The organism is Acidobacteriota bacterium, from assembly GCA_034211275.1.
GTDB lineage: Bacteria > Acidobacteriota > Thermoanaerobaculia > Multivoradales > JAHZIX01 > JAGQSE01.
Map to the genome: position 1 here is coordinate 1 of JAXHTF010000074.1, position 11,808 is coordinate 11,808.

The following is an 11,808-nucleotide window of genomic DNA, read 5'->3' on the forward strand; positions in this document are numbered from 1 at the left end:
GCCGGCCTGACCCTCAACCAGATGACCTTCGGTGGTCTGGCCCTGGGCGTCGGCCTGATGGTGGACAACGCCATCGTGGTGCTGGAGAGCATCGTGCGCAAACGCGAGGAAGAGGACATGGTGCCCCTCAAGGCGGCGGAGATCGGCGCCGTGGAGGTGGCCGGCGCCATCATCGCCTCCACCCTCACCACCAGCGTGATCTTCCTGCCGGTGGTCTTCACCACCACCACCAGCGGCGCCCTCTTCCAGGCTTTGGCTTTGGTGGTGGTCTTCGCCCTGCTTTGCTCCTTGGTGGTGGCTCTCACCCTGGTGCCCATGCTCGCCTCCCGTTTCCTGCATCTGGGGCTGCGGCAGCGCAAGAAGGAGGAGGCCCGCGCCGGCAACCAAGCGGGCAAGAAGCGCCAGCGCCGCAGCGTCACCCACCGCCTGGAAGTCTGGTACGTCCAGCACCTGCGGTCCGCGCTGCGCCACCGCAGGGCGGTCTTCCTGGTCACCGTCGTCCTGCTGGCCACCGCCCTCGCCCTCTTCCCCCTCATCCCCGTGGAGCTGGCGCCGCCCCTCGACTCCGACGAAATCGACGTCGAGATCGAGATGGCCCAGGGCACCAACATCGCCGTGGTGCGGGCCTATCTGGACGAAGTGGAAGCCAAGGTGCGGGAGGTGCTGCCCGCCGACGCCGTACAGGTGATGGCCACCGAGGTGCGCGGCAGCAACGCCGAGGTCGAGCTCTCCCTGGTACCCCAGGACCGCCGGCCGCTGTCCAGCGAGGAATTGGCGGATCTGCTGCGGGACGCGGTGGCGGGGCAGATCCCCGGCGCCGAGATCGAGGTCCAGGCCCAGAGCGGCCTGTGGATGCTGCGCCGGGTATTCAGCTCCGGCGGCGGCGACCGGCCGGTGGAGCTGGAGCTCAAAGGTTGGGACCTGGCCCGGGCGGACCAGCTGGCGGCGGAGATCAAACGCCGCATGGAGCGCGTCCCCGGCATCACCGACGTGCGCCTCAGCCGCCGGGAAGGCCAGCCGGAAGAGAACCTCATCTTCGACCGCGAGCGCATCTCCGAGGTGGGCTTGACGGTGGCGGAAGTGGCGCGCACCGTCCAGGCCAATATCGGCGGCCTCGAAGCCAGCCGCCTGCGGGAGGGCGGGGACGAATACCCCATCGTGGTGCGTCTGCGGCCGGAGGATCGCCTCAACTCCCAGGACCTGGGCAACATCGCCCTGCGCACCCCCACCGGCGCCTCGGTGCCCCTGTCGGCGCTGGTGGAGCGCCAGCGCACCCGCGGCCCGGTGTCCATCGACCGGGTGGACGGCCAGCGGGTGACCTTCATCCGCGCCGGTTTGGAGAGCGGTGCCGCCCTCGGCGACGTGGTGGAAGCGGTGCGCACCGAGCTGGCGGGCTTGGCGCTGCCGGAAGGCTACGCCCTCACCTACGGCGGCGAGTATCGCGAGCAGCTCAAGGCCCAGCGGGACTTCGGCTTCGCCATCGTCATGGCGTTGGTGCTGGTCTACATGCTCATGGCGGCGCAGTTCGAGCGCTTCATCGATCCCCTCATCGTCATGGCCTCGGTGCCGGTGGCCCTCATCGGCGTGGTGCCCACTCTCCTGCTCACCGGCACCACCCTCAACCTCCAAAGCGTCATGGGCCTGGTGATGCTCATCGGCATCGTGGTCAACAACGCCATCGTGCTGGTGGACGCCATCAACCTGCTGCGCCGGGACCGCAGCCTCGGTGCCGCCGAAGCCACCATCGAGGCCGCCCGTCTGCGCCTGCGGCCCATCCTCATGACCACCGCCTCCACCGTCCTCGGCCTGCTCCCCCTGGCCATCGGCATCGGCGCCGGCGCGGAGCTCCAGGCCTCCCTGGCGCGGGTGGTGGTGGGCGGCCTCCTGGCCTCCACCCTGGTGACGCTCCTCCTCATCCCCATCCTCTACACCACCGTCGCCTCCGCCATCGCCCGCTTCCGAGCCGGCCGCTGGTCCGGCGACGAGGAGGTCTCCGAGCCCGAGCGGGCGACTGCTTGAGCTAGAAGAGACCGGGCAGCAGCGTCTGCGCGGTCCAGAAACCCAAGAACGTCCCCAGCGCCAGCCCCAGGGAGCCCACCAGCACCCCCGGCAGCACCAGGTCGTTGCGGCCCAGGCTCCGCGCCAGGGCCAGCGCCGACGTTGCGCCGCCGATATTCGCCTGGGACGCCACCGCCGCCACCCCCAGATCGATGTCCAGCAGCCACGCGGCACCGAAGGTGATGGCGCCGTGGACCACCGCCACCGTGGCGGCGAAGAGCAGTAGCGTGCCCCCCAGCTCGCCGATCTCCGCCAGCGCTCCCAGGTCGCAGAAGGCGCCAATCACCGCCAGGAAAAGATAGACCGCAAACATCCCCAGCGACCGCGCCCCCTTGAGCCGCGCCACCGCGGGGATCTGCGCCAGTCCCAGAGCCAGGGCGGTGAGGATCAAGATCGAAGGAACGGGCCAGCCTACCCCGGCGAGGAGCGCCGCCAGCCAATCCGACACCCACAGCCCGCCCAGCCCCAACGCCAGGATCAGCCCCAGATCCAGCGGGTGGAGATCCTCCGTGTCGTCCTCGATGCCCAGCAGCACCTCCCCCTGGCCTGCCTCTTCCGCCATCTCCACCCCGCGCTTCTTCCACAGCGGTAGCAGAACCCGCGGCAACGCCAGCGTCGCCATCATCCACGCCGCCGTGACGATGTTGTCCACCACCACCGCCCCGCCGAAGAGCACCCCCTCGCGCATCACTTCGTAGTGCAAGGCCAGCGCGTTGAAATTGACGCTGCCGCCGGTGTACGTGCCCACGAACATGCCCCCCAGGGCAGCGTAGAGCTCCCCGATGGAGCTCGGCCCCTGGATCACCACCATCCCCGCCAGCACCCCCGCCACGGTGCCCAACGACCCGATGAGGAAGAGCGCGATGATCGGCCCGCCGGCGCGCAACAAATCCCGCAGATTGACCGCCAGCAGCAGCCACAAAATCGACAGCGGCGCCACCACCGAAAAGATAAAGCCGTACACCGGCACCGGGTTCTCCGGCGTCGAGGTGGTCGGCAACCCCCCGAGATTCGCCACCACCGCCGTCAACAGGATTACCAACAGCGCTGACCCCACATGCCGCAACGCCGTCCGCCGCACCAACCACTCCGACGCCGCCACCAACAAACACAACACCGCCAGCACATACACCGTGTCGAAGCTCACCGCTCGTCCCTCCCAGGATGCCTAGATTTTCCGCCCAGATTGCGCCGGCAGCCTAGCACCCCCACCGCCTTCCCCCACCAGGTGAGCTAGAATCCCATGCGGAAGCGCTCAGGGGCTGGTGCCTCTCGCGGTCTTCAAAACCGTTGTCCCGGGTCGGAAGCGGCTCGGGGGGTGGGTTCGATTCCCATGCGTTTCCGCCACTTTTTCCCTTCCCACAACGCGATACCCTGTGGGAGCGCTCTCTGCAAAAAGGGGCGCCGCGGCCGACAGGACCCAAGGGGAGCAGGGCTGCCCTGAAAACACCCCCAACCGCAAGGCCCATTTCCATCCTCGTGGGTGATTCGGAGAAGCATCCCCGACTGTTGAAGCCGATCCTGTCAGGACAGTGCAGCTTCTTCGCCACAGCGGAGCCCTGAGCCACAGCGGAGCCCCGGAGGGGCGGCGGCATCTAGCCCGGGGCGCGAGCCCCGGGTGTGCGATCCGAAGAGTCCCCAAGCCCCGGAGGGGCGACAGGAACTTCAAAGCGGGCACGGAGCTGCTCAAGGGTTTGGCTGGTAGGGCTGTAGGAAGGGAGGCTCATGCGCACCGCTCAGGAATCACGCAGCTCGCGCAGAGTCTTGCCGGTCCACTCCGGCGGTACGCCGAGGCCAAGCGGACGGTCGAACTCTGCCTCCGTTCGCTTGCCGGAGAGAATGTGCTGCCAGTCGGCTTCAGTCATCGGCTCGGCAGGGCCCTCAAACCAGCGCGCCATCTCAGCCTCAACGGCCTGCTTGAGTGCCTGCAACCGGCCGGCCTCGCCGGCGGCCACGTCTTGCAGCAGCGCGCTGCGTTCGGCCTCCGGCAGGACTAGGAACTCCTGTTCAATTTCAGCGCGGGTCATACGCTTGAGTATACCGTTGGCCTTGCCCTGAAAGCCTCAAGGAGTGTGCCGCCCGATTCCTCGGGCCCCAGGGAGCATCCGGGGTTGCTTCTGCTGCCCTCACTCTCCTACCGGCGCAGGAGCAGGCATCTAGCCGTTAGGGTCCATAGTGGGGCCGAGATCTGAGCTGGGGTCGCTCTCGAGCGTTCCCCCAGACCGTGAGTTTGTTGTTATGTCCCAAAGCTCCCCGATGATCGAGGAGTCCTCGGCTAGCCACCCTTGCCCATTTGGATAGGTCGGCAGGAGGATGAAGAGGGTGCTTGCGAGGAGAATGACTCCTGCAAGCAAGAACCTGAGCAATGGGGTGCGGATCATCATTGCCTCCTTTCCTTGAGATGCCACAGTTCCGGCTAAACTACCAGACTGTGCAATCAAGGCATGGGTTGGAGAGGCGAACCCCACGAACTTAGGGTATCTGCCGCCCAAACCGGCTCAGGGTGCGCTGGCGCGTGAAACCGCTTCCTCCCCCCGCCCCACCAACCGCTCCGCCTCCGCCACCATCCGTTGGTCGCTGGCGACGCTCCGAAGCCGCTCGGTGGCCTCGCGGGCGGCAGCTAGGGCTGCTAGGGTTTCGTCGGGGTCGCCTTGGGTGGCGAGGGTGAAGAGGGCGCGGTGGACTTCGCACCAGACGAGGCGGAGCCAGGCTTTGTCGTAGCGGGGATCGATTTCCACGGCACGTTGGAGGGCTGCGCGGGCCTCCGAGAGTTGGGCGGCTTCCATGCGGCCTTGGCGGGCTGCTCGATCCACGTGGCTGGCGAGCAGATTGCCGAGATTGAAGTAGGGGGTCGCGTAGTCGGCGCCTTCAGCGACGGCGGTGCGCCAGGCTTCGAGAGCCTGCTCAGGCTGCTTGCGGCGGGCGTGGATGACACCGATGGAGTTGTAAGCGATGGCTCGGCCGAGGGCATCGTTGTCGGTCTCGACGGCCTTGCGGTAGTACTGGAGCGCGCGGTCAAGGTCGCTGCCCCGGTCCAGATAGGCCTTGCCCAGCTCGCTCCAGGCGAGGCCGGAGGACGGCGCTTTCTCCACTGTGTCGGTCCACAAGGCCAGGTCGCTGGCCCAAACCTCTTGACGCTGCACGGTTCCGATCCCCGCGACCAGCACCAGTAGAACGGCGGCTACCAGCGATGGCGTGCGCCTTCTGCGGTTTTCCAGTCCAGCGGCGAGAACAGCTGCGATCAGCAGGCAGAGCCCAAAGGAGGGGAGGTAGAGATAGCGTTCCGCCACCGGAGCTTCTGCCAACCCAGAGAGAGCGACCGGTAGCGAAGGCAGGAGTGTCAAGACTAGCCAGCCCACGGCCAGGAAGAAAATCCTTCGGCCCTGGGGCTTGGAGTCTTCGCGAGTCCGGAAGATCCAGGCAACACCCCCTGCGAAAACGATGAGGGCGCTGACGGTCCAGAGAGCGCCAGGCAGGTCGAGGACCAAAGCTAATTGAGGCGGAGGGAACACCAGCTGGGTGAGGTAGTAGGCGAAGCTGGAAGCGAGCCGTCCGATCATGGCGCCTAGGCTCGCGGTGTCCAGGGTACTGGTCCCGAAGCTCGCCCCGGCGGTGGCTCGGAGGACCAGATAGATCCCCGTGGCGGTGCCCCATCCGAGGAGGAGCTTGCGAGGCGCCCCGGAGGACCATCGAACGGTGTTGGGCGAACCGTCCGGGCGGGGAATCCATGCCAGCCAGAATGGCAGCACGAGCAGGCCTGCCAGCGCCACTTCCTTGGACAGCAGGGCGAGCAGGAAGAGAGCTGCGGAGAGGGCCAACCCCCAAGGCTTGTGAGCGTCGTCCCGATACCGAACGGCCAGAGCGAGGGCCGGAAGAAGAAAGAGCGCCGCGAGAGTATCGCTCCGACCGGTAATCCAGGAGACCGATTCCACGTGGATGGGATGGGCGGCAAAGAGCGCTCCAGCGATCAGCGCCCCCCACCAGCGCTCCCGCCGTCCGCGCAGCGCCAGAAAGGCCAGCAGGGCAGCAAAGGCGGTGCTCGCGGCATGGAAAAGGATCCCCATCCCATGAGGCCCCCGCGTTGCTTCGTCATCAAAAAGACCCTGATCCAGCAGATAGCTCGCAGTGACTACGGGCCGGTAGTAAGACTCTGGCCACTGCGGAATCCGCTCCGGAGGCAAGAAAACATCCCCCACCGACCGAAACGCCTTCATCTGCGTCTCCAGCACAATGGAGTCGTCCCACACCCAGGTGCCATCCAAGGACGGCAGGTAGAGAAGCCCTGCCAGGAGCGTGGGGAGGAGCCAGAGGAGGTGGTGGGAGAGGCTCTTCTCCGGCGGTCGGTCTTTGCGCGATGTGGGCTTGGATTTCTTTTTCACGGGCGTGAAACGAGCGTGTGTGGTCTCGAATGGACCCGGGGAAGCAAGATCCCCGGACAGCGAGGCCCATGGTAGCGCTGTTTACCGGGTGTGCCTGTTGTCAGGCAACACTCACCTTCACGACTTGAGGCGACGCCTATTCTTAAGACTCCTGTCGCCATCGCCGAGCAGCCCGGTGGGTTGCGGGCTGATGAACTGGTGTTGGGGGGCTGGAACCGCCTCAACAGGAGAGGGGGTGCCAGAAGCGGATCGCGAGATCATCATCGACAAGTTCCACATGGCCATGCACGTGGGCAGGCCGTGGGTCGGGTGGCCCTAGAGGAGAGCCAGGCGCTACCCGAGCGGGGCGAGGAGGCACCCCGCCGCACCCGACATCTGTGGCCTTACAGCCCGGACGACTGGCCGGTGAGGCATCGAACGATCATCGAGAACCGTGGAGCCCAGGGCACCGAAGGCTTCGCGCGCCTGGGTCCTCTAGGAATTGGCCGTGGAGGTGTGGACGAGCCATGTCCCCGGAGGACACTGCTCAATTCCGAAGGTTGCGACAGTGGGGCCATTCGTTTCCGCCCTGATCTGATGCAAACCTTTGCGCGCCCGATGAGTCGTCTTTCTGTGGGTACCTCTCAAAGCGATCACTTTCGGCTTTGCCAACGCTTCGATCGAAGGAGTCAATATCGTTATCCAAGGTCTCAAGCGCTCAGCCTGAGGCTTCTGCCGCCGCAATTGTTTCTGCATCGCAACCTATTTCTGCCTCGGGGCTCTGTCTGTCCTCAGAGACTGCTGCCTAGTCGGATTCCTTAAGGACCCCCAGTCTCGTCTGGAACCTTGTCTGATATAGTGATCCTTCAACTTTGCGCTTGGGCCGAGGAGGATGTTATGCATATGGCAAATGATTCATTCCGGCATGCCTTTGGTGATCTGCTCCGGCTGCTTGGTCTGGGCCTCGTTGCTCTTCTGGCTTGGGCCGGTACTCTGCTATTAGCGGTAAGATTCCTGCCGGACTGGGAGGCAAGAGGGCAATTCGGAGATCTATTTGGCTCCGTCAATGCCTTGTTCTCTGGGATGGCGCTCGCAGGTGTGGTTTATTCTCTATACCTGCAGCGGAAAGAGATTCAGCTGCTAAGGGAGGATCTTGTGCATGCCTCCGAAGGGCAAAAGCAGACATTGCTACTTTCGCGCGAGCAGTCCCGGCATCAGAAGGCGTCAGCCCAGCTGGCATCGATCAACGCGTTGTTTTCGTACCACCAGCAGCAGCTGGCGCAGGCTCGTTTGGATCAAGATACAGTTCTGATTAGGGCTAGCAAGGCGGAGCTAGCTGCCCTGCAGAGGCATCTTGAGACCTTCCTGCCAAATGAACAGCCTAAGGGTTCCGTGGCGTGATGAGAATCCCAGGCTTTCTTTCGCGACTATATCCCCACAAGGAGGTTGTGGCTCTAATGTCCAAAGATAAACCTCTCATTGATATCGGTCTTCTGGAGAGCATACCAAGACTCTTCCTGGAGGCTGATTTGCTCGCGAAGCCTCCTGCCGAGCGACACCAGGTTTTTAGGGGCTTGGTGGATGATCTGCTTTCCTCGGCCGTGGAGTGGTGTACGCCTCGGACGATCTTCTCTGTTCATACGGTAGTGAGGCAGAAAATAAGGTATGAATGGTCAGGTCCGCGCTTTTTGGAGGGTATCCGTAAGGGATGGAGGGATGTCCCAATATCAGATGGCTGTATCGGTAAGGCTCTTGCGGAGGGTGTCACTTTTCTCAATGTGCCGGATGTGCTGAGCGCTGGTGACGACTATCTGAACGCCACGCAAGGATTTACGAGATCAGAACTGGTGGTTGTGCTCCCAAGTTCTCGCGGTCTTAGGAATCGAAGGGTCTTTAACTTCGAGTGTGAGGCGGTTGATGGCTTTTCGGACCAGCAGATACTGGCGCTTTCTCTATTAGGGAATGCCATCGCTGCTCAGTGGGATGCCCTCGATGAGGCTGATCTAAGACTTGCCAGGCTCAGGAATATCAGGGAGATACTGGATTCTGACTTGCCCCTTGGAGAGAAGCATAGGTCTTACGATGCCTCTTCGCCTCTGCCGGATTCTGTGGTGGAACTAATGCAGGGGTATATTCCTTTCAGTGCTGTGGCCGTCTCGACGAACATACCTCTTGACTTCGATTATGCTTTTACTCTGGACTACTATCATGGCCAGGATTTAGCTCGTTTGCGTGATAAGGGTTTCTTTAGGAGTCGTTCGTCAGCTTCCTTCGAGGCAGGCGATCTGGACGAAGGAGAGACCCTTGTTGTCGATAAGAACAATCTTGAGCGGCTGGAGGCTGTCCGCGACTTTCGGCCCGAGACAAGGACAGCGATTGCGGCAGCAGTGCCAAAGACGGATCCGAGGTCTGCGCGATCAAGTGCTATTCTATTTGAGTTTAATACGCATGAGATTTTTTCTTCCTATGATCACAAGGTTGTCGTTGAGCTAGGACGTCTCTTTTCTTCGCTGTCGGCTCTGACAAGTCGTTTGAAGTCACTAGAGACGCTCGAGCGTGCTGTAAGTCTACTGCCGCGACTAGATCTGCTGAATGTCCCCCTGCTGGGAGTTAGTGGTGATGATCCAACCCCTATCTCTCGTACAGTGCTGAGCTTGTTGGATAACGTTTTGCGTGCGGCGGCTGAGACCCTGCACGCGAACGGTTGTGTTATCTATCAGATTTTGGAGGGGCGCCCGGGGCAAGATCGGCTGCAGAAGCTCGGCTTGTATCAGGATCCTGACAAGAGTTCTCTGCCAGACATACCTATGCATTTCATAATAAACGAGAATTGGCCGAAGATTGCCAAGAATCTAGCTAGTGGGACTTATGAGTTCCTAGCCTTGATTGAGGCTGGGGCTGAAGTGGGTTCGGGGATTTCGTTCGACCACAAGTCCGATCAGGGGGCTGCCGCTGGGGCTGTAGTTGAGCCTGAGGGCCAACCGGATTTGGCGGAGCCTACAGCTCAGCACTACAGGGTCTATTGTCAGGGCCTCCGTATCCTGGGATGTCGTACCATCTTCGCTTCTTTTAAGTCTGTCAGTGATCAGCGGGCGCAGACTCTCCAGATGTCTCAGAGCAGTAAAGCTGCACTGGGTCTGATTCTGAAGATCCTACGTGTAGGTCTCGAAGGAGTGGAGGCAGGTAATAAGAGCCGGTCAGAAGTGAAGGTCCTCACTACTGCTATGAGTATGGCCCTACAGCCAGCAGAGCACCGTGTGCTAGGCGCCGCGATACGTAGGGACGAGCTTTTCTCAAAAGCACATGAATTCTTGGCGCAGGCTATCCCAATCAGCGAGAAGCATACGGCGATCTTTGAGGTCAGTGCGGATTTGAAAAAGCTAGTAATGTCGGATGCAACCTTTCATAGGTTGCGTCAGGAGGCGGTCCAGAAGCGCGGTAAGGATTTTAAGCTGCCAAGGCTGAAGTTGAGTTTGGCTGAGGCTGAGGGCGGTGCCGGTCTGACGACAAGGGTTTTTCACTCTAAAGAGCAGGTTTTCTCCCTAACGATTGATGACGAGGGGAGTGATTCTTGCCGAGCATTTTGGGAGTTGGTTACAGGGGTCCCAGCTGGACGAAGATATTTCGCTGGAGCGCCGATTCCGGGCGAAGCTAAGGAGGTTCACGGTGTTCTGACCCTGAATGGCATCGCCCCGCCGCATGCTAAGAACAGAAGCTTTGAAATGCAGTGGAAGATAATGCCGATTCTGAGGGAGGTTGCGAAGGAACTAGGCAGACAGCTGCAGATTATATCTCGGCCAAGATAGCTGAGCTCGGGGAATCCTTTCCCGATATTGGCTCGGGGCGTGCAGCCATCTGACTCGTACTCGGCTGATCGACGATTTCTATAGATAGAGTAGGAGCAAAAATAAGTAGGTCTGCATGATATGGTTTCATAGGTAGGGAGGGGCGGGTCGGGAAGGGGGATTGTATTGTTCCCCTGCTTCAGGGTCTGCTTGGGATGCCTTCCTGGTCTTTGGTGAGTGTGACGCGTTGAATTGTCTGAGAGGCTACTTTGCATGGGATCACTCGCGATTAGTAGGGTTTTGTTCATGAGTCAGGACGCAACAAAGCCCCGAGGATCCACAGACCCCCGGGGCTCCAACCCGACTACTTGCTGAAGAAGCGAGACCGCTACCCAGCCCGCTCCAACAAATACGCAAACCCCATCCCGCCTCCAATGCACATCGTCACGATCCCGCGCTTGGCGTCGCGGTGCTCGAGCTCTGCTAGGAGCTTGCAGGTGAGGATGGCGCCGGTGGCGCCTAGGGGGTGGCCGGTGGCGATGGCGCCGCCGTTGACGTTGACCTGGTCGTCTTCAAGGCCCAGCTCGCGGATGCAGTAGAGGGCCTGGGAGGCGAAGGCCTCGTTGAGCTCCACCAGGTCGATGGACTCGATGGGGATGCCCACGCGGTCGAGGAGCTTGGGGACGGCCTTGGCGGGGCCGATGCCCATGACCTCGGGGGCGACGCCGGCGACGGCCCAGCCGCGGATGGTGGCTTTGGGGGTGAGGCCCAGCTCCTCGGCCTTCTCCTTCGACATCACCACCGCGAAGGCGCAGCCGTCGCTCATCTGCGAGGCGTTGCCGGCGGTGACGGTGCCGCGGGGGTCGAAGGCGGGGCGCAGGCGGGCGAGGGCTTCCAGGGAGGTGTCGGGGCGCGGGCCCTCGTCGTCCTGGAAGGTGCGGGTCTGCCAGCCGCCTTCCTCCAGCACTTCCACTTCCAGCGGCACGATCTGGCTGCGGAAGCGGTCGGCTTCCTGGGCCGCGGCGGCGCGCTGGTGGGAGCGTAGGGCGAAGGCGTCCTGGTCCTCGCGGGAGATGTCGTAGTCCCGGGCAACCTTTTCCGCCGTGGCGCCCATGGCGTCGTAGGCGGCGGGCATGGACTCCAGAAGGGTGGGCTCGGCCACCGGTTTGAAGCCGCTCATGGGCACCATGGACATGGTCTCGGCACCGCCGGCGATGATGATGTCGGCGTTGCCGGAGCGGATCACGTCCCCGGCCCAGGCGATGGTCTGGGAGCCGGAGGAGCAGAAGCGGTTGTTGGTGGTGGCGGGAACCTCCACCGGGAAGCCCGCCCGCAGGGCGATGAGCCGGGCGAAGTTCATGCCCTGGGAACCCTCGGGCATGGCGCAGCCGACCATGATGTCGTCGACCATGGAGGGCTCCAGCCCCTCGGTGCGCTGCACCAGGTTGCGCAGCACGTCGGAGGCGAAGCGGACGGGTTGGGTGTCTTTCAGGCTGCCCTTCTTCGCCTTGCCGACGGCGGAGCGGGCGTAGGAAACGATGACGGCCTCTCGCATATTGAGACTCCTTGAATTCTTCGGTTCGTGTGCGGTGTTCAAACGCCGGGTG

The 11,808-nt window shown here is 62.7% G+C and carries 7 protein-coding genes and 1 tRNA gene; 4 read left to right on the top strand and 4 right to left on the bottom strand.

The genetic code is table 11. From position 1 onward, the window contains the following. Nucleotides 1-2,019 (top strand): efflux RND transporter permease subunit (locus SX243_12930; protein ID MDY7093869.1); only part of this gene is annotated, 2,019 nt, incomplete at its 5' end. 1 nt (nt 2,020) lies between these two features. On the opposite strand, the gene SX243_12935 is transcribed toward SX243_12930, so the two are convergent. Further along, the gene (locus SX243_12935) at nt 2,021-3,205 is read right to left on the bottom strand and encodes a DUF819 family protein (protein ID MDY7093870.1); all 1,185 of its coding nucleotides are present in this window, start codon (nt 3,203-3,205) and stop codon (nt 2,021-2,023) included. A 100-nt stretch (nt 3,206-3,305) separates the two neighbouring features. Between SX243_12935 and SX243_12940 the strand changes: the two genes are divergently transcribed. Next, nucleotides 3,306-3,405, top strand: a tRNA-Sec gene (locus SX243_12940). A 389-nt stretch (nt 3,406-3,794) separates the two neighbouring features. Here SX243_12940 and SX243_12945 read toward each other — a convergent pair. Next, on the bottom strand, nt 3,795-4,085 hold the full coding sequence (locus tag SX243_12945) for a hypothetical protein (protein ID MDY7093871.1): 291 nt from the start codon (nt 4,083-4,085) through the stop codon (nt 3,795-3,797). A gap of 471 nt (nt 4,086-4,556) precedes the next feature. Next, nucleotides 4,557-6,437 carry a tetratricopeptide repeat protein gene (locus SX243_12950; protein MDY7093872.1) on the bottom strand — a complete coding sequence of 627 codons (1,881 nt, stop codon included), beginning with the start codon at nt 6,435-6,437 and terminating at the stop codon, nt 4,557-4,559. 876 nt (nt 6,438-7,313) lie between these two features. On the opposite strand from SX243_12950, the gene SX243_12955 reads away from it, so the two are divergent. Next, nucleotides 7,314-7,817, top strand: a complete 504-nt coding sequence (locus SX243_12955) for a hypothetical protein (protein MDY7093873.1) — start codon at nt 7,314-7,316, stop codon at nt 7,815-7,817. Nucleotides 7,818-7,873: 56 nt separating this feature from the next. Beyond that, nucleotides 7,874-10,222 carry a hypothetical protein gene (locus SX243_12960; GenBank protein MDY7093874.1) on the top strand — a complete coding sequence of 783 codons (2,349 nt, stop codon included), beginning with the start codon at nt 7,874-7,876 and terminating at the stop codon, nt 10,220-10,222. A 367-nt stretch (nt 10,223-10,589) separates the two neighbouring features. Here SX243_12960 and SX243_12965 read toward each other — a convergent pair whose 3' ends face one another. After that, complete coding sequence (locus SX243_12965) at nt 10,590-11,756, bottom strand: thiolase family protein (GenBank protein MDY7093875.1); 1,167 nt, start codon at nt 11,754-11,756, stop codon at nt 10,590-10,592. Nucleotides 11,757-11,808 lie beyond the last annotated feature (52 nt).

Excerpts from the sequence above, each read along its gene's own strand:
- SX243_12945 (MDY7093871.1), bottom strand. The coding sequence starts at position 4,085 with ATGACCCGCGCTGAAATTGAACAGGAGTTCCTAGTCCTGCCGGAGGCC.
- SX243_12960 (MDY7093874.1), top strand. The coding sequence starts at position 7,874 with ATGTCCAAAGATAAACCTCTCATTGATATCGGTCTTCTGGAGAGCATA.
- SX243_12955 (MDY7093873.1), top strand. The coding sequence starts at position 7,314 with ATGCATATGGCAAATGATTCATTCCGGCATGCCTTTGGTGATCTGCTC.
- SX243_12965 (MDY7093875.1), bottom strand. The coding sequence starts at position 11,756 with ATGCGAGAGGCCGTCATCGTTTCCTACGCCCGCTCCGCCGTCGGCAAG.